Genomic DNA, 19,133 nt, shown 5'->3' with positions numbered 1-19,133 from the left:
TATAATGCCATTGAATATTATCTGAATTAATTGCAAAAAGTTCGAAAGTCTTCTTGTGTAATTATCAATTCAATAAAATTTTATAAAAATAATAAAGCATAATTATAGAGATAGTATTTCCTTAATTTTTGAGATTTTTCAAGCAATTAATGAGCGCCCGTGTTGTATGATAGTTTGCTTTCCAGATTGATGCCTTCGGATAGTATTCCATTTTTTCAACCGAATCTTTCCCCCAGAAATACCATCCCCCATAGTTTGAGTCAACAAGATATTTTTCGATATAGACTAAGGTTTTTTCAAAATATGCATGATATTCATTTTTTTCAGCGGGGAAGTAACGCGACATAAGGAGCGCTGTATTTAGAGCTTCTGCCTGAGCCCACCACTCTTTGCTCCTTTTAATAATTGTAATCTTATCTTTGCCTTTGAAATAATATCCCCTATCAAAAATACCACCTTTACTTAAATCCCAACCGTTCATTAATGTATGGTCGGTCAATTTTTTCGCAATTTTCAAGGTGATGTCATGGTCACCTAAATGCAATATTTCAGAGGTTTCCAGCAATAAATAAGCAATTTCGATATCGTGCCCGAAAGAGACATGGTCAAATTCATAATTTCGCTTTCTAACTTCCTCACTCGAATCGCGATATGAAATCGGTTTAAGATCACGACTGAAAAAGAGATTCATATAACCAGTCGGAGTTACAATTTTATCACGAATCAGATAAAAAATTATCTCTAAACGTTTTTTCAAGTGATCATCTTTCCAGACTTTATATAGTTCGGTAAACGCTTCAAGTAAATGAATTGAACTATTCTGATCTTTGGGAGGTGTATGGTTATATCCGTTTATAAAAGGAGTCCCGTCACGTTCCATAAACTGGAAATAGCCGCCGAATTTTTCGTCATAACTATGTTTATCGAGCCATTCGAACGTATTGATGGCTAATTTCAAAGCATTGGAATCGCCTGTAGCCCTGAAATATGCCGCCAATCCATAAATTGCAAATGCATTCCCATACGCTTTTTTAATAATCCTTCCATCTTCCCTGATTATCCTCCCTTTTCTGTCGACAAGATCATAAAATCCACCATATTTTTTATCCCACATAATGGTTCTGAGAAACTCGACACCATGCTTGGCGTATTTGAGATATTTCCGATATTCCGGAAAGTGGATAGCGGCATTCGATATCGACCAGACGTGTCGCGCTTGTGTAACTATCATTTTGTTCTGGATTCCTTCGACTTCCCACTTATAATTAATATCGCTGAAATATCCTCCATATAGAGTATCGACACAGAGCGGATACCAGAGAGAAATCTCCTGCTCGAGTAGATAGTTCAATCTTGCAATAATGCTTTCCTGATTACTTTGTATTCTACTCGTCGAAAACAGGAGAGTATTAGAAAAAAATATTAATAGAGATAAAAATTTTTTCATACGATTTACTTTGAATTTATTTAACTGTTTTATCGAGTTCCATATTTAAACTTTTATACAAATCTTTTCTGCCCGCTTTATCTTTTTCAAGTATTTCACGGGCATATTTTGCAACCTCTTCTGCTACATAACGAGGAACGACCACTACTCCATCGCCATCAGCCACAACAACATCTCCCGGACATACCAGCACGCCACCGATAACAACAGGACGATTGATCGATTCAATTTCATTTCTGCCCGGTCTAATTCCTCTCCCTTTTTTTCTGTGATAAAGCGGAACGCCTTCAATTTCAATTTCATCCGTGTCTCTTGAAGCTGCATCTGTAACTACGCCTACTGCACCGAGTTTTTTCCAGGCAAGAATATTATATGATCCAATACTGCCAATATCCTTCTCTTCTACGTCATCAATTACAATAGCAGAACCAGGACGAATAAGTTTGACAAATTCTTCGTGCGAATATTTGCTATAAAAATTTCCTTCCCACTCTTGAAATTTTTCACCAGGAGCCGGACGGTCAGATTTTTGAGTCGGAACATATCTCACAGTTAGAGCAATGCCCCTGAACTGGTGTGTTAAATTCTTGGAATCTTTCCAGCAAGCCTGAATCGATGGATCGACCAATCCTGTATTTGGAAGTCCAACCATATCCAATCCGTCAGAAACGTCGGCAACACGCAATCCCTCGTACATTTTCAATATCCTTGCATCTTCTTCAGCCGTATAGACTTTTGTCGGTATATAATTGTATCCCTGCCTCAATTTTTCATCCGACAGTTCCTGAGCTGTTGTCAACCTTACAATTAAAAAAACGGTTAGAAGAATCATTATTTTTTTCATAGATACCCCGCTCTAATTTTTAGACTCAACTATTACTATTACAAACAAAAATTTTGTCGACTTAAAAACTTTCTGCCCCCATAATATCGTATTCCATGTAGATGACTTTCTTAATTAAGGAATCATTTAATTTATTTCAAGATAATAATCAGCTATTAACTAATAACCCTAACTTCTCATACTTCCATTCTAATCCCTAATCCCTATTCCCTAATCCCTAATTTTCTATACTCTTTAATAATTCTATCGATCATATCGTTAGTTTCTTTTTTCACGATCATTCTTTCAGGTTTTTCTTCGAACCACGTTAAAGTTCTTTTAATTCCTTCCTGAAAAGGGATCATCGCTTTATAATATGGGACGAAGGATTTGATTTTCGAATTATCAAATATTGCCGTCCATGTTTTATCGCCCAGTAGACTTCCTTCCATTGAAGGTTCGCATTTTACAATGAAATCCGAAGGGATATGAACGATATTTGGTTTAGTTCCTACGGCATCAGCAATGTAATAATGAATCTGATCCCACGAAAGAGCTTCGTCTGAAGTAATATGAAATGAATGACCAATTGATTTAAGATTTCCAATCAAGCCGACAAAACCAACTGCAAAGTCGTCCGAATGAGTTAAAGTCCAGAGAGAAGAACCATCGCCGTGGACGATAATTGGCAGTCCCTTTTTAATTCTGTCGACGATTGTATATTCAGTCCAGCCACCGATCGGCACTGGAATAACATTCGAGTATGTATGAGAAGGTCTTACAATTACTGACGGAAAGTCGTCATCGCGGTAAGCTTTGTTGAGCAACTCTTCGCAAGCAATTTTATTGCGCGAATAATCCCAAAAAGGATTCTTTAACGGTGTCGATTCTGTAATCACAGAATTGAGAGGTGGTTTCTGGTAAGCTGAGGCCGAGCTAATGAAAATATATTGTTTTGTTTTCCCTCCGAAAAGTTTAATATCTCTTTCAACGTCTTTGGGGTCAAATGCAATCCAGTTGACTACCGAATCCCAGTAGTGTTCCTTCAGCAATTCTTTCATTTTATCGATATCATTAATATTGCATTTAATATGTTTTGCACCTTCAATATTAACATTGTTCTGTCCCCTGTTTAGCAAGTAAAGATCGTAACCTTTTTGTACGCACAACCTGCTAACGCTTGTACTAATATTTCCTGTACCACCAATAAAAAGAACTTTCATAATAAATCCTTTATTTCTTTATTCTGATCAAAGATAACGAGTAATAATTCAAAACACTATTATTTTTTAGCGTCATGATGAAATTTTTCATGAATATTAAAATGGAGTCGTGGAGCAAATTTTGAATTTTCCGATGCAAAAAAAGATGCTATTACAGCACCAAGAGGCTTTATAATAATTCCCTTTGTTTTTCCTTCAATTAATCGCTGCATAACAGGCCTCGATATTACAAAATAATTCTTTGCCCCTTTTCTCATCTTTACCTCGTAGTCGATAATCATTTGAGTATTTATTACGCGGTCGATGCTTTTACCTTCGAGGAGGAGATCGAGAGTTACATTCTCGTCCACCCATTCTAAATTGCCATCCAGGATTTCTGAAATGCGTACCATGCCGAAATCCTTTTTGTAGTCTGGGGAATTTTGCAAAGAATACGTTGTCAATTCCAGAAGCGCCGGACCGGCAGCAATTTTACTTCTAAATTCTTCAAAATTCCATTTGAGAATTACATATTGTGTCCCGCTCACTGTAAGCAGATTAACAAAATTACCTTCTTCATCTTCGGTTCCCCAATTGTTAAAGTTATAGTTAGAATAAGATAAATCTACACTAGCGTCTTCATCGACAATTAAATGAAATTCAAATTCTGAAGTATCCGGAATTGGCGGATGATATGGTATCGGCTCGCCCAGATCTTTTTCAGTTTCAGATACCTTAACGACATCGACTTTAATATAATCAATATCGACCCAGTATTTATCGAATCCCCAATCCATCATTGCTATCTGTACATAAATAGTATCACCGGGATGAGCGTCGAAATTTTTTGTAGTCATACTTATCGTATGCCATCCAGAGGTGTCTGAGATGTCATACTCCATAAGATGCGTATGAAAATCGGTAGTGCGTTGTGTATTGAAATGCATGTTAATTCTTTTTGGTGCGCTGCTTACTCTTACTTTAGCTTCAACTCTGAGTTCGTAATCTTCTTTTTCAAGCAAGGACAAATCGAGATACTTTGAGACGGCTCGTTTTATCAATGCCCACCAGATGCCTCTTTTATCGTGTTTAGCGTCTACAATTAACGAAGCGTAATCGTCGACCTGCTTAAAATCGATTTTTACATTACCGTCACCAGCAAAGTATGTCCAGCCGTTTAATCCTTTAGGGTCGTACTGCAGTCTATCTTTATCAAACTCATCAATAAATTGTGCCGAGATATTTATGAAAGTTAAAAATAGTATTATAACAAACATTCTCTTTTTCATAATAAATTTTGTATTTACGTTTAGTGTATGCTTAATCCAAAACATAGTTCCAGCATGATTCTCTCTTTGAGAATGAACTGTAAAGAATCAATGTGATTATATTTTTAATAAAAAATTATTCTTTTAATAAAAGCAATGCATTTTCAACCTATTAAATTCAGGTAAAGAATTTATTAAAATCTGGAATCTTATTAGTTGATTTTCAAGATATATGCCAGAAAGTTATTGTTTGGGGTGCTTTGTGCGGGAGTTCTTTGTGCTGGGGTTGTTTGTGCGGGAGTTCTTGGTTTTAGATATTACCAAACACTCAACTATATCATCTATAAACTAACAGGCATCAACTCTCTTCGTCGGGTTTATCTCGTTCCATCTTTTGTAATTTCTTTTTGTGAGAAATAATTTTTGCTTCTACATAAAACACTAAATCCTCTGCGATATTTGTGGCGTGGTCGGCAAGTCGTTCGATATGTTTGGTCATAACAATTAAATGTGAACACGGTTCGATTAAATCCGGATTAGATTGCATTTTTGAAACGAGGAATTTGAAAGCTTGTTTATTATACTGATCCACAATTTCGTCTTCTTTCATAATCGCTTCAGCCAGCTTGCTGTCGTTATAGATAAAAGAATTGATCGCATCTTTTAACATTTTACGTGCTTGTTTACCCATCTCGTTAATTTGCGCCTCGACAATCAATGGGTAATTGTTGGCTGTTTTTTTTACACGTTTGGCAATGTTAACGGCTATGTCGCCACAGCGTTCAAGTTGATTATTGATCATCATTGCAGATATTATAAAACGGAGATCACCTGCAAATGGTTGAAAAAGTGCCAGTATGTTTTCGCATTGAGCCTGTATTAAATTGTCGTAGGCGTCAACTTCGAGATCGCGCGATTTAACTCCCTGACACAATTCGACTTTACCTGTTTCAAGCGCTTCAATTACTCTTTCGACCTGTTCATCGACAATCGAAGCCATTTTAATAAGATTATTTTTTAGACTTTCTATTTCAGCGTTAAAATGTTCCTGCATAATTACTCCGTTTAATTAACCAAATCTACCGCTAATATAAGCTTCTGTTTTATCGTTTTGAGGTGCGGTAAATATTTTTTTCGTTTCGTTAAACTCAATCAAATCGCCCATATAAAAGAACGCAGTTTCATCGCTTACACGGGCAGCCTGTTGCATATTATGTGTAACTATAACAATTGTATAATTTTTTTTCAACTCAAAAATCAGGTCCTCAATTTTTGTCGTCGAAATTGGATCCAGAGCACTTGCCGGTTCGTCCATTAAAATTATTTTAGGTTCAACAGCAAGAGCGCGTGCAATACAGAGCCTCTGCTGTTGTCCACCACTTAGCGACAATCCACTCTTTTTCAGATCGTCTTTTACTTCTTCCCAGAGTGCTGCCTTTCTGAGAGTGTTTTCAACAATTTCTTCGAGTTGTTTTTTATCGCGTATACCGTTGATTCGAGGACCGTATGCAACATTGTCAAAAATCGACATCGGAAATGGATTCGATTTCTGAAAAATCATTCCGACATTTTTCCTCAATTCTACTATATCGATTCTGTCTTTATAAATATTTTTACCGTCAATTATTACGTCACCTTTGATTTTAACACCGTCAATCAAATCGTTCATCCTGTTGAGACATCTCAGGAATGTCGATTTACCGCAACCCGAAGGTCCAATAAGCGCAGTAATCTTATTCTTTTTAATATCAATCGAAATATCTTTCAATGCCTGAAATTTGCCGTAAAAAAGATTCAGATTTTTTACTTCAATAATATTCATATTTTCAGCCGAAACGTCCTGAAATATATTCTTCAGTTTGTTTATTAGAAGGATTAGTAAAAATTTTTTTTGTATTGTCGAATTCAATCAATCTACCCATATAGAAAAAAGCGGTATAATCGCTCACACGCGCTGCCTGTTGCATGTTGTGCGTTACGATCACAATAGTGTATTCTTTTTTTAATTCATAGATCAAATCTTCGATTTTAGCTGTGGCAATTGGATCCAGAGCACTTGTGGGTTCATCCATAAGAATTACTTCGGGACTGAGAGCTATTGTACGGGCAATGCACAATCTTTGCTGCTGTCCTCCAGAAATGCTCGCACCTGAACGGTTGAGATTATCTTTAACTTCATCCCACAATCCGACTTTCTTTAAATTTTCCTCGGCAATCTCGTTCAGTAATTTTTTATTGCGCATTCCGTTTAATTTCAATCCTGCAACGACATTATTCATAATCGACATCGTAGGAAACGGATTTGGCTTCTGAAAGACCATCCCAACTCTCTTCCTCAGTTCTACTGGATTGATGTCTCTGATATCAGTGCCATTGAATAAAATATTTCCAGTATAACTTCCGCCAATAACTTCGTGCATTCTATTCAAACATCTGAGAAATGTAGATTTACCACACCCTGAAGGACCAATAATGGCAGTAACCTGTTTTTCAGGAATATTGAGATTTACTTCAAATAAGGCTTGTTTTTCTCCGAAGTAAGCAGACAATTTATTTGTGGAAATTACGGCTTCCTCCTGAGTCACTTTACTGCTTTCGTAAATTACATTTGTTATGGGTATTTTATCCACGTCTCGATTCAGTTGGTTTTATATTTAGAACGAGTAATTATTTTGAAAGTTAAACTTAGTAAAGAAATCAAAATTATTAAAACAAGAGCGGCAGTCCATGCCTGGGCATTCCAATCTTCAAAAGGCGCCCGAGCGTAATCGTAAATATAGACCGTAAGAGAAGCAATCGGTTCGAAAATATTTGTAGACCAGAATCTATTACCCAGAGCAGTGAACAATAAAGGAGCAGTTTCACCTGCAGCTCTCGATAACCCGAGCAATACACCAGTTGCAATCCCCTTCCAGGCTGTTCTCAAAACAATGAATAGAGAAGTTTTCCACTTCGGTATACCTAGCCCCAGTCCTGCTTCGCGATAGCTGTGTGGCACCAATTTGATCATTTCTTCTGTAGTTCTGGTAATCGTGGGAATCATCAAAATTGCTAATGCAACTCCTCCTGCCAGTGCAGAAAATTGTTTCATTGGTACTACAACAATTGTATAGGCAACAACTCCAACTACAATCGACGGTACACCACTTAAAACATCTGTCAAAAATCTTAATAATTGTCCGAATTTGTTATTTCCAAATTCAGCCAGATAAATGCCCGACATAATTCCTACAGGCAATCCAATCGCCCCTCCTATTCCGACCAATATCAATGTACCGACAATTGCATTTGCCATTCCACCACCAGATTCTCCAACAGGTTTGGGCATTTCTATGAAAAATTCGAGATTCAATCTGCTGATGCCTTTCGAAACAGTATAGTAAAAAATAAAGATCAAAGGTAATATGGCAACCAGAGCTGCAAGGAAAGTCAATGAATTAACAACAAAGTTGACTGCCTTCCGATATTTAAGTCTACGTTTGTATTTTTTTAATACTGTTTCCATTGTTTTTCAATGCTCCAGACTAATAAACGTGCGGCGATATTGATTATTATTGTAATAACGAACAATATCAAAGCCAGTTCGATTAATGCGCTTAAATAAAGCTCTGTGGTGGCTTCGGTAAATTCATTGGCAATTATACTAGCCATTGTATAACCTGGATCGAACAGCGATTCCGAAATAATGGGGCGATTGCCGATGACCATAGTTACAGCCATCGTTTCACCAATTGCTCTGCCTAAACCAAGCATGATAGCACCGAGGATTCCAGATTTAGAATTTTTCAATACAATTTTAATTGCTTCCCATTTGGTTGCACCTAAGGCAAGAGCTGCTTCTTTTTGAATAGACGGTACCGATTTCATAATATCACGTGATATCGAAGTAATAATTGGTACTACCATAATCGAAAGAATAATAGCAGCTGCTAACATTCCAAAACCGTACATCGGGCCATCGAAAAATGGTAGGTAACCGAAATTTTCGTTTAGAAATGGTTCAACATCTTCACGCAACCATGGGACCAGTACAAATATTCCCCACAAGCCATAAACAATACTTGGCACGCCAGCTAGTAATTCTATCATAAAAGACAAAGGTTTTTCGAGCCAGCCTGGGGCCGATTCAGCCAGGTATATGGCAACAGCCAGACTAAGTGGAACTGCCATTAATAGAGCAAGAAAAGATGAAACAAGCGTGCCGTAAATTGATGGGAGTGCCCCGTAGATTTCTTCCACAGGGTCCCATGTAGTTTCGGTTATGAAATCCCATCCAAATTTATCAATCGATAATTTCGAATTGATATACATCTCATATCCCATCAGTATTACCATCAAGAAAACGACAATCGCAAAGATCAAAGTCAGCTTCTCGTAGATTAAATCGCCAGGATTAATACGCGAGGCTTTGAGGGATTTTTTTGCGAATTTCATTTTTCCCCTAAATTTTATTTGACCTTAATCGGTTTTCCATTAACGGTCAACATATCGATCTTTTTCATACACAATTTAACAACTGAAGGTGGTAAAGGCGCATAGTAAAGACTTTCAGCATACGATTCGCCTTTTGTCAAAGCCCACTTTAAGAATTTAACCAGAGCTTCGGCTTTCTTTTGATCTTTCATATCTTTATAAATTAAAAGCCAGGTGAAACCGGAAATCGGGTAAGAATCTTTTCCGTCAGCGTTTGTTATCATCGCTCTTAAATCATCAGGCATTTCCCTTGCAGCTCCATCTGATGCAGCAGAAACAGTCTTGAAATTAGCTTCGATAAAATTGCCAGCTCGATTTTTTATAAGTGCATAGGGAAGTTTGTTTTTTACTGCATAAGCAAGTTCAACGTATCCAATAGCTCCAGAAGTTTGTTTAATCATTCCAGCCACACCTTCATTACCTTTGCCGCCCAACCCAACTGGCCAATTAACCGAAGTATTGTAACCAACTTTTTTCGCCCATTCTTTGCTTACATTCGAAAGATAGTGCGTATAAATGAACGTTGTACCGCTACCGTCTGAACGATGTACCACAATAATGCTTTTATTTGGAAGTTTTACGCCTGGATTAAGCTGTGCAATTCTTTTGTCGTTCCACTTGTAAATTTTCCCCATAAATATATCTGCAATTGTGGGACCATCTAATTTTATTTTTTCCTTTACTTCTGGCAGGTTATAGCTAAGAACAACAGCCCCTAATACTGTCGGAATATGGATTACCTCTGTGCCTTGCTTTTGTTTGGCTTCCTGCAGTTGTGCGTCGCTCATTGGACCATCGCTGGCTCCGAAATCAACTGTCCCTTCTATTACCTGCTTTATACCACCACCACTACCAATCGATTGATAATTTATCTGAACACCTGTCTGTTTATTAAATTCGTCGAACCATTTTGAATAAATAACGTATGGGAAAGTGGCTCCGGCACCGTTGAGTTTTACCTGCGCCTGCAGGTTTAATATACCTGCAAAAATAAACACCATTAAATAAACTATCTTTTTGTGCATTTTATCTCCTCTAAATATTAATAAATTACAAAAGTAAAATATATGGAACAAAATCTGTTTGTAAATACCTTAAGTTATCATTTAAATAGTGGTTCTTTTATGAAATTTTTCCAGAATATTATCAACAACCGTAGTTATTGAAGAATATCCGTACTTCGATTGGTCATCTATCAATCCAGATTTAATGTAATTAAAATAAGTTGTAATTAAAACATATTTATCAGAAGTCGATTGAATAAATGCAAAGTAACTTATGAATTTGGAATCCTTTAATTCACTCATTGGATTAATAATAACATTAAACCAGTACATTATTCCCCGATTTGATACTAAATTTATTTGATAAAACTTTTCGGCTATTTTAATGCTGGTATTAAAGAAAATTCTCCTGAACTGAAATCCGTTGATGTCGTCATTATGGCTGTTGTTACGTTTAACTCTATAATAATAATCCCCAAAGACAAATCTGCTAACTATGGGAAGGTCATGTGCTGAAGTTTGAAATGTAATCATTAAAAAGAACGTAATTAATGGGAGAACAATTTTATTGCTCACCTCTCTCCTCTCTCTCCGGTTTATAAAAAAAATGTGTTACACAATTATAAGAATTAAAAGTATTCCAAGTGTTAAGAAATTGTTAAATCTATTAATCCCTGAAAATGAGGTTAATTATCCATTTGATTTGTAATGCGGGAAGAAGAAAATCATATAAATAACTAAGGCGTTCCGCCGGAGAACGGAACGCCTTCTGGAAGAGAGGAGAGAGAAAGTTTATTTTAACAATGTCATCTTTTTAGATACAACATAATTTTCTGTTTCCAATCGGTAAATGTAGAGTCCCGAAGGCAGATTATTTGCGTTCCATGTAATATTATATTTCCCTGCTTCTTTGTAACCGTTAATTAATTTTTCGATTTCTTGACCGAGTACATTGTACACCGTCAATTTTACGTTGCCCGATTTCGGCAGTACGAATGAAATTGTGGTTGTTGGATTGAAAGGATTTGGATAATTTTGACTCAATTCATAACCAGCAGGAATTATATTCGTGTATTCTTCTTCTACGCTAGTGATTGTATAGTCTGTAAATTGTGGGTCGTAATTTGCCCAGTATTCATCCCATCTAACACCCGAAGGATCAAATGCACCGATATAATTTACTACTTCAAAGAATCCACCAATTAAACGTGGATTATCAAAGCTTGCTCCACTTGCTGCCGGTGAATCTCCCATCGGTACTGCATTTGGATTATTCTGATTGAATGGATCGGTTAACTTTACTTCTGCACTTGTTGCAAATTCATGGTTCGAATATGATGGAGTCTTAAACCATGATGCAACGTCAAATCCTGATACGTTGGTCGTAAGATTTTTTCCACTCTGTGAACCTGCTATTATCGTATTGCGTATCTGTAGACTATCTGACTGCGCTCCTGCTACGCTATTCTCTCCGTCGAGATACAATCCCACCGGATAACCCATCACTATCGAATTGTACAACGACGTCAATGTCGACCTACGCAAGTGTAATCCGCGTTTGAAATTTGGATTATATCCACTGTAATCCGGTGTTACCAACGGTCCTACCATTGTCACGTTTGAAAATATCGGTCGTGTACGTGGCTCGTTCAATGTACCCGTTCCATCGTTGTCAGATTCAAATCCATTGCTACCACTTATATCCGCTACGTTGAAATCTCGGTATGCTACCAAAAATTGTAAATTCCCTCTGTATCCGAAATCTGTATCAAATTCATCATCCACTCCTTTATACGATATCAAATACTTTGCATTTACCGTACCTCCGAAAAATTCATACGAATCATCCCCTGCATAACTAACCTGTATGTGATCGATTGTCGTACCTCGTCCTACTGCTGCTAACGTTAAACCATTTATTTCATTGTCCGGCAGAAATGCTATACCAGGAAATTCTATCCTGACATAACTCATCCTTCCACTATTATCGTTGTCATCCGGATTATCTCCACCTCCGTATATCGTCCCCGTTCCTCCTTCTATTACCGCCGTTCCTCCTGGCACATTTATTCTTGCCTTACCTGCTATGATTATTCCTCCCCAATCTCCTGCTCCTCTTTGACCTGCGGGCTGTTGACTTGTAAATATTATTGGACGACTGGGAGTTCCTACTGCATTGATCTTTGCCCCTCGATTTATTATCAGTGTACCTTTCGAAGATTTCTCTCCATATATTATTGTACCTGCAGGGATTGTCAATGTAGCACCCTCATTTACATTAACAAATCCCCTCAATAAATATTTCTTATTTGCATCTAATGTACGGTCTGTATTTATCTCCCCTTCCAGTACTTCGTCATAGGATGCTAAATTACCACCACCATTCGATACTGTATAGTCAGTATTTTGTGGGTCGTAATTTGCCCAGTATTCATCCCATCTAACACCCGAAGGATCAAATGCACCGATATAATTTACTACTTCAAAGAATCCACCAATTAAACGTGGATTATCAAAGCTTGCTCCACTTGCTGCCGGTGAATCTCCCATCGGTACTGCATTTGGATTATTCTGATTGAATGGATCAGTTAACTTTACTTCCGCACTCGTTGCAAATTCATGGTTCGAATATGATGGAGTCTTAAACCATGATGCAACGTCAAATCCTGATACGTTGGTCGTAAGATTTTTTCCACTCTGTGAACCTGCTATTATCGTATTGCGTATCTGTAGACTATCTGACTGCGCTCCTGCTACGCTATTCTCTCCGTCGAGATACAATCCCACCGGATAACCCATCACTATCGAATTGTACAACGACGTCAATGTCGACCTACGCAAGTGTAATCCGCGTTTGAAATTTGGATTATATCCACTGTAATCCGGTGTTACCAACGGTCCTACCATTGTCACGTTTGAAAATATCGGTCGTGTACGTGGCTCGTTCAATGTACCCGTTCCATCGTTGTCAGATTCAAATCCATTGCTACCACTTATATCCGCTACGTTGAAATCTCGGTATGCTACCAAAAATTGTAAATTCCCTCTGTATCCGAAATCTGTATCAAATTCATCATCCACTCCTTTATACGATATCAAATACTTTGCATTTACCGTACCTCCGAAAAATTCATACGAATCATCCCCTGCATAACTAACCTGTATGTGATCGATTGTCGTACCTCGTCCTACTGCTGCTAACGTCAAACCATTTATTTCATTGTCCGGTAGAAATGCTATACCAGGAAATTCTATCCTGACATAACTCATCCTTCCACTATTATCGTTGTCATCCGGATTATCTCCACCTCCGTATATCGTCCCCGTTCCTCCTTCTATTACCGCCGTTCCTCCTGGCACATTTATTCTTGCCTTACCTGCTATGATTATTCCTCCCCAGTCTCCTGCTCCTCTTTGACCTGCGGGCTGTTGACTTGTAAATATTATTGGACGACTGGGAGTTCCTACTGCATTGATCTTTGCCCCTCGATTTATTATCAGTGTACCCTTCGAAGATTTCTCTCCATATATTATTGTACCTGCGGGAATTGCCAATGTAGCACCCTCATTTACATTAACAAATCCCCTCAATAAATACTTCTTATTTGCATCTAATGTACGGTCTGTATTTATCTCACCTTCCAGTACTTCGTCATAGGATGCTAATTGAGCATATAGAGAGATTCCACAGAAAAAGAATAGTAGTAGTAATATACGTTTGTGCATTATGTACCTCCTTAATTATATTTTATATGAAATGCTTATAGAAACCGCTGATTCTCTACTGTTTAGGCGTGCTTTTTTATCGCCCTGTCTAAAAGTTTGATCTTTGCCGAGAAGATCTTTGGCTGTAAATTTTAATGAAAGGTTATCTGTTAATTTTTTATTGATTACAAAATCAATAACATCACGCGGCTCTTCAACTATATCTTCCTGATAAGCTGTAGCAACCTCGATTATTCTTTCTCCAATTCTGTTATATAAGAATGTTACACTTGTACCCAGATCTTCGCTGTTATACGACAGGCCAATATTTATTGTGTATGGCGACTGTCCTTGCAGTGGTCTACCATTTCGTGCAATTGTAGTTTCGGTACCCTGTACTGTAACAGATGATTTAACACGCGTGTAATTTCCGTTTATGAAAAAATTTGAAAGAAGTCCCGTAATTCTACCCAATCCGAACCTGCCTTCAAGTTCAAGTCCATATACTTTTGCATTATCAGAATTTCTGTATGTTCTTTCGGAGCCAAGAGCACTTCCAGAAACAACAACTTGTTCAATAGCATCTTTCATGTCTTTGTAAAAAAGACTTGCCGAAATCATCTCGCCGATTCCAAAGTATGATTCGTATCGGAAATCGTAATTTTTTATTACAGCACGTTTGAGTTCCTGATTTCCACGAATTGAAGTCTGAGTATAGAAATCGAAATAAGCAAATGGAGCCAGTTCCCGTAATTCAGGTCGATTTACAGTTTGATTGGCAGATAGCCTTAGATTTGAAGATTCGTTCAACTGATAAATTAGATTAAGAGAAGGTAAAATGTCGTTGTTCGTTAGTTCAATAAAAATATCCTTTTGATCGGATAAGTCCCTTGATTTTACTGTCTGTTTTGAATTCTCTAAACGAGCACCACTAATTAATTTAAGTTCGTTTCCGAAGAAATCGAAGCTGTATTCAAACATGAAGTAGAAAGCTGAAATTGTCTGATCAGCGTTATAATTGTTAGTTCCATTCAGATACTCCTGAATTGAGAATCCATTTCGTCTATAATTTTCAGGGCTGAAGATCCGATCAATCGGCAAATAAAGAAGTCTAAAGTCTGTAAAACCATTGCCTGGAGCGTTTATAATTGTCCCGATCAATCGAGACTTAAATTCTCTATCTTTATTTTCATACAAACCACCAAATTTGAATTTCAACTTATTAAACGGAATGCTGAAGTCTGTGGCAAATCCGGTGGTCGACTCGTCAAGGTTTGAATAGAATCGTCCGCCATTTTTAAGATTGACCTGAAATCCTAAAAGTGCAGCAAATTGATCGTCGCTCCCAATTTCCCTCGCATAAATTACACGACGATAATCGGGTTCATCGCGCTTCGAAATAGAATTAAATAATCGCCATTGAGTTTGAAACGATTTCCCGAAATAATGTTCACCGGATAATTGACCATGGTAAACCTGACGAGAAGTAAATCTAAGTGCGTTTTGAATTTGTTCGGTACCAGAATCGGTATACTGCATGCCCCGTAATTCCGAAACTTCGTCGTCTGAAGTATGGCTATAAGTATTTTTTAAACTAAATTTATGATTGTTACCGAGTTTATAACTAAGATTTAACAATCCCCCCCACAAAGTGGAATATTTATATTGTTGACCTGCATAATTAAAACGAGTTTCACCACTGGCCTCGTATTCATTACGCTCTAAATTGGTTTTGCTGAAATTATTTTTATACGAAATAGCGGCAATAAAGCCGAATCGAGGACCGAACAATGTGACACCATCACCAAGCGAAATCATGAATCCACCATTCAAAGGAGCTTTCTTCGAATGAGTCGACCAGTTGTTTGGCAATAATTTTGCAAATCCCAGCATTTCCTCAGTTGTATAATTTCCTTTGCTCAAGTCTGATGGAATCGAGGAAGGGATACTTCTCGTACCATCATCGATACCCAAAAAGTCAAGCTTTCCACCATTATAAGTCTTGAAATCCGAAAATGAAGTGTTGTTCGAAAAAGAACCATCGATTGTTACGTTTAATTTCAGTTTATCCGGAAAATCGACGGTATTGAGATTGACAAGACCTCCAGCGAAATCACCCGGCTTATCCGGTGTATATGATTTGTCGATAACAGTATTGGCAAGAAGATTTGATGGAATTAAATCGAAGGCAAATGATTTTTTGTCAGGTTCTGTGCTGGAAAGTGGAGAACTATTCAATAGTGCATTGCTATAACGTTCACTTGTACCTCTTACAAAGATAAATTTATTGTCGACAACAGAAATTCCCGTTACACGTTTTAATGCATCGCTCGAAGTTGCGTCGGGCGATCTTCTTATTTGTTCTGCACTTATACCGTCACTGATTGAAACAGATTTTTTTTGTTTATTCAGCAAAGCCGCTTCAAACGATTCGTCTGCTTTACTGGTTACTACTACTTCGTCAACTGCAATAGCCTCAGGTTTGAGGGCTACGTTCTGTATTACAACATCTCCAGCTTTAACAACTATATTTGGGATTCGAGTTTTAGCAAATGAGATATAACTGACAATTAATTCATATTCTCCACCTGGTACGTTTTCAATTGTATAATTGCCTTCTATATCGCTTGCAGCACCAATATTAGTACCCAGAAGCAATACATTGGCACCAATAATCGGCTCTCCGCTTTCCGCATCTATAACTTTTCCTTTAATCGTCCCTTTATTAGTTTGTGCGGATACATTAAATGATAGCATTCCAATAAATAGTAAGATAAGTTGAATTGTTTTGACCAGTTTGGACATTTTTTTTCCGGTTGTAATTAAATAATTCATTTTTTCTCTCTCCTTTTATGTTACACTGCAAAACTATAGGACTAATGTTAACAGAGTGTTAAGCGTATGTTAAGGTAATGTTAATATTGGATGAGAGTAATAACGCTTGTGAAAACTTATAAATCGATAGTGTGGAAAATTATGAAGCTCTTATCTAATATTAATCTGGAGTAAGTACTTTAATTATCTAAAACGAGCTAAATTGAGTCACAAATTTTTATTGCACCTGCTATTATCAAATTACAGAATAGTTTATTCCAATCTTTAATACCAACTAGCTATATGAAGAAAAAGATTAAACTCATGAAGAAAAAAATCTTCGACTTACAGGAATAATTTAGAATAGGCAGAAGTTTCTATTAACTTTTAATTGTATATCTTTTTATACCCCGAGATATGTAATAAAGAGAATAAGGAGGAAATTGAAATATGCTTTGCCTGCTGACATTGAATGGAATTAAGTGATTTCCCTTTTATAAAATTTTATCTCAATTAGATCAGGAATTGAGGGTAGACTTATTCAATAGCTGTCAAATCCGAATAGATCAATTGCCATTTGCCATTAGTTCGTTCGAGATAAGCATTTCCGAACTGGTAAAACACACGGAAGATAATCAATGCCTGTGAAAGCGATTTATCGATATAAATCTTCAGAACAATTGGCATTGTAATTTTGTGGTAATCATCAACCCAGTGGTGATGTGTCAATTGAATTGCCTGCCTTAAAAAACTTATACGCTCGGAATGGTCGGGTTCTGGAGTTCCGTCAGATTGATACAAAAACCGATAGATCATCGAATCGGCTTCAAGTGAAAGATAAACTAATGGTAAATTAACTGAGGGCTGTGGTCGAAAATCAGTTATTTGATTATTAATCAGTTCAACACCTTTATAATAATAAAATTCAGGATTGGTATCTGTCACGGCATACTCAATGCTGTTTTGTACTACGATATATCGGAAATCCGTTTCAAAGTTTTCGTGATAACCGCCAGTGATACGATTTAAATCTTCTGGTGTATAAAACTCCTCGAAAATGTTGTATATCTCACGGACAGTATCTGGAAAAGAATTTTTTTGATTTTCGTTAAAAGGAGGGAGTAGATTCTGCCACATTGCAAATACTGAATCCAGTCCTTCAAGAGAATTATTTTGATATGCAACTTCAAGCAGCCGGGCAATTTCGTCGAAACCAGATTTAATTACCGATTCGTCAGGTTCGATAATCTTATCCCTGCATCCGAAACTTAAAATCAATGTAAGAGAGAGGATGTAGAAAAAATGACTAATTTTTAATTTCATTAAACAACGCCCTCAAAAAGTTATCTATAAAACGAGAAGTAAACTTATTTAATAGATAAAGTCAAAAGCTTCTAAATCAGCAAAAATGAATCTTCGTGTCATTCCTTTATTAAATCCGTTCTACCCCACTCGATAAATTTTTTCTTGATGAATTCTATTGTTTGGAAGTGTTCCTCGTTGCCGTTAGATTTAATTTCGATTGGTTCACCGAAACTAATTTTAACTTCTTTTGAGGGATCAATTTTGCCAAAGTCTTTTAAATATTTCCCATTTGCCCATGCATCGGAGACTAAAGCCACAGGAATAACCGGGACATTATTTTTCTTAGCCAATTTAATACCAAGCGTATTGAAAGATTTAACGTCGAGATAAAGCGAGCGTGTTCGCTGAGGAAAGATGATAATCGATTTTCCATTTTTAATTTTTGCAGCTCCCTGATTCAATACGGCCATTAAATCCTCACGGGGATTTTTCCTCGATACCAGGATCGGGTCACGTGCTGCCGAGACAGGTCCAAACAATGGAAAACGTACCAGCTCCTCTTTCATGACGAATACAACTTTTTTAACTGGATGAATTATGCAGGGGAAAACAAACGTTTCGAGTATGCTCATATGATTCGAAATAAAAATTACTGGTCCATCAACTTTTTTGATATTACTCATACCGTCAATGTTGAATCGTACACCTGTCTTTTCAAGTCCTCTTAAAATATTAAACGATGCTTCAATCCATTTTTCATCGTCGTATTTTCCTTTAACCGCCAATCGGTTAGAAGTATAGACCACTTTGAGCAGTCTAAAAAAATAAAATCCGAATGATGGAAAAACTGACTTTTTGCTTTCACGCGTAATGTATTCGTCTTTTTCTGCCAGATAGTTCATCGCAATTCCGAATAAATTGTAGTGATAATTTAAGAAAAACAATTTTTAAGGGAAAATTTTGTTCGCCGAGAGCAATTATGGCAGGTAGTAAATTGAAGTGAAGTAACTGGGAAGAAACCTCTGAAAAATTATCCAGAATTTAAAAACTTTTTAATGAAAAGCGTTGTAAGAGAATAAACAAAAAAGAGGA

The 19,133-nt window shown here is 37.0% G+C and carries 15 protein-coding genes; all 15 read right to left on the bottom strand.

The window, feature by feature from the left end:
* Positions 1-121: 121 nt before the first annotated feature.
* The 15 genes from ACSSV9_RS03310 to ACSSV9_RS03240 all read right to left on the bottom strand — a co-directional run bounded on the left by ACSSV9_RS03310 (position 122) and on the right by ACSSV9_RS03240 (position 18,943).
* On the bottom strand, positions 122-1,447 hold the full coding sequence (locus tag ACSSV9_RS03310) for an AGE family epimerase/isomerase (protein ID WP_437345804.1): 1,326 nt from the start codon (positions 1,445-1,447) through the stop codon (positions 122-124).
* 16 nt (positions 1,448-1,463) lie between these two features.
* A complete protein-coding gene (locus ACSSV9_RS03305; RefSeq protein WP_437345803.1) occupies positions 1,464-2,291 on the bottom strand; it encodes an RraA family protein in 828 nt (275 codons plus the stop codon).
* A gap of 203 nt (positions 2,292-2,494) precedes the next feature.
* On the bottom strand, positions 2,495-3,493 hold the full coding sequence (locus ACSSV9_RS03300; RefSeq protein WP_437345802.1) for an SDR family oxidoreductase: 999 nt from the start codon (positions 3,491-3,493) through the stop codon (positions 2,495-2,497).
* Positions 3,494-3,552: 59 nt separating this feature from the next.
* Complete coding sequence (locus ACSSV9_RS03295; protein ID WP_437345801.1) at positions 3,553-4,761, bottom strand: hypothetical protein; 1,209 nt, start codon at positions 4,759-4,761, stop codon at positions 3,553-3,555.
* A gap of 337 nt (positions 4,762-5,098) precedes the next feature.
* Complete coding sequence (phoU, locus tag ACSSV9_RS03290) at positions 5,099-5,794, bottom strand: phosphate signaling complex protein PhoU (RefSeq protein ID WP_437345800.1); 696 nt, start codon at positions 5,792-5,794, stop codon at positions 5,099-5,101.
* Between the two features lie 15 nt (positions 5,795-5,809).
* Positions 5,810-6,562, bottom strand: coding sequence for a phosphate ABC transporter ATP-binding protein PstB (gene pstB, locus ACSSV9_RS03285; protein ID WP_437345799.1), 753 nt, complete (start codon positions 6,560-6,562; stop codon positions 5,810-5,812).
* 4 nt (positions 6,563-6,566) lie between these two features.
* Positions 6,567-7,361: a phosphate ABC transporter ATP-binding protein PstB gene (gene pstB / locus ACSSV9_RS03280; RefSeq protein ID WP_437346143.1), complete on the bottom strand. Its 795-nt coding sequence runs from the start codon at positions 7,359-7,361 to the stop codon at positions 6,567-6,569.
* Between the two features lie 17 nt (positions 7,362-7,378).
* A complete protein-coding gene (gene pstA, locus ACSSV9_RS03275; RefSeq protein WP_437345798.1) occupies positions 7,379-8,245 on the bottom strand; it encodes a phosphate ABC transporter permease PstA in 867 nt (288 codons plus the stop codon).
* Positions 8,230-9,174 carry a phosphate ABC transporter permease subunit PstC gene (pstC, locus tag ACSSV9_RS03270; RefSeq protein WP_437345797.1) on the bottom strand — a complete coding sequence of 315 codons (945 nt, stop codon included), beginning with the start codon at positions 9,172-9,174 and terminating at the stop codon, positions 8,230-8,232. Before pstC ends, pstA begins: the two co-directional genes overlap by 16 nt.
* A gap of 14 nt (positions 9,175-9,188) precedes the next feature.
* Positions 9,189-10,238, bottom strand: a complete 1,050-nt coding sequence (pstS, locus tag ACSSV9_RS03265; RefSeq protein ID WP_437345796.1) for a phosphate ABC transporter substrate-binding protein PstS — start codon at positions 10,236-10,238, stop codon at positions 9,189-9,191.
* Between the two features lie 81 nt (positions 10,239-10,319).
* Positions 10,320-10,793: a hypothetical protein gene (locus tag ACSSV9_RS03260; RefSeq protein ID WP_437345795.1), complete on the bottom strand. Its 474-nt coding sequence runs from the start codon at positions 10,791-10,793 to the stop codon at positions 10,320-10,322.
* Between the two features lie 216 nt (positions 10,794-11,009).
* Entirely contained in the window at positions 11,010-13,943 is a 2,934-nt protein-coding gene (locus tag ACSSV9_RS03255; protein ID WP_437345794.1) for a T9SS type A sorting domain-containing protein, read from the bottom strand.
* Between the two features lie 15 nt (positions 13,944-13,958).
* The gene (locus ACSSV9_RS03250; protein WP_437345793.1) at positions 13,959-16,757 is read right to left on the bottom strand and encodes a TonB-dependent receptor; all 2,799 of its coding nucleotides are present in this window, start codon (positions 16,755-16,757) and stop codon (positions 13,959-13,961) included.
* 516 nt (positions 16,758-17,273) lie between these two features.
* Positions 17,274-18,059, bottom strand: coding sequence for a hypothetical protein (locus tag ACSSV9_RS03245; RefSeq protein ID WP_437345792.1), 786 nt, complete (start codon positions 18,057-18,059; stop codon positions 17,274-17,276).
* 98 nt (positions 18,060-18,157) lie between these two features.
* A complete protein-coding gene (locus tag ACSSV9_RS03240; RefSeq protein ID WP_437345791.1) occupies positions 18,158-18,943 on the bottom strand; it encodes a lysophospholipid acyltransferase family protein in 786 nt (261 codons plus the stop codon).
* Positions 18,944-19,133: the final 190 nt, after the last annotated feature.

This window comes from Melioribacter sulfuriphilus, from assembly GCF_051488685.1.
In the GTDB taxonomy this organism is placed as follows: Bacteria; Bacteroidota; Ignavibacteria; order Ignavibacteriales; family Melioribacteraceae; genus Melioribacter.
Note: the sequence above shows the minus strand (reverse complement) of the source record. Positions and strands in the feature narration are given on the sequence as shown.

Coding starts and splice junctions, on each gene's coding strand:
- ACSSV9_RS03310 (WP_437345804.1), bottom strand. CDS start 1,447: ATGAAAAAATTTTTATCTCTATTAATATTTTTTTCTAATACTCTCCTG.
- ACSSV9_RS03305 (WP_437345803.1), bottom strand. CDS start 2,291: ATGAAAAAAATAATGATTCTTCTAACCGTTTTTTTAATTGTAAGGTTG.
- ACSSV9_RS03300 (WP_437345802.1), bottom strand. CDS start 3,493: ATGAAAGTTCTTTTTATTGGTGGTACAGGAAATATTAGTACAAGCGTT.
- ACSSV9_RS03295 (WP_437345801.1), bottom strand. CDS start 4,761: ATGAAAAAGAGAATGTTTGTTATAATACTATTTTTAACTTTCATAAAT.
- phoU (WP_437345800.1), bottom strand. CDS start 5,794: ATGCAGGAACATTTTAACGCTGAAATAGAAAGTCTAAAAAATAATCTT.
- pstB (WP_437345799.1), bottom strand. CDS start 6,562: ATGAATATTATTGAAGTAAAAAATCTGAATCTTTTTTACGGCAAATTT.
- pstA (WP_437345798.1), bottom strand. CDS start 8,245: ATGGAAACAGTATTAAAAAAATACAAACGTAGACTTAAATATCGGAAG.
- pstC (WP_437345797.1), bottom strand. CDS start 9,174: ATGAAATTCGCAAAAAAATCCCTCAAAGCCTCGCGTATTAATCCTGGC.
- pstS (WP_437345796.1), bottom strand. CDS start 10,238: ATGCACAAAAAGATAGTTTATTTAATGGTGTTTATTTTTGCAGGTATA.
- ACSSV9_RS03255 (WP_437345794.1), bottom strand. CDS start 13,943: ATGCACAAACGTATATTACTACTACTATTCTTTTTCTGTGGAATCTCT.
- ACSSV9_RS03250 (WP_437345793.1), bottom strand. CDS start 16,757: ATGAATTATTTAATTACAACCGGAAAAAAAATGTCCAAACTGGTCAAA.
- ACSSV9_RS03245 (WP_437345792.1), bottom strand. CDS start 18,059: ATGAAATTAAAAATTAGTCATTTTTTCTACATCCTCTCTCTTACATTG.
- ACSSV9_RS03240 (WP_437345791.1), bottom strand. CDS start 18,943: ATGAACTATCTGGCAGAAAAAGACGAATACATTACGCGTGAAAGCAAA.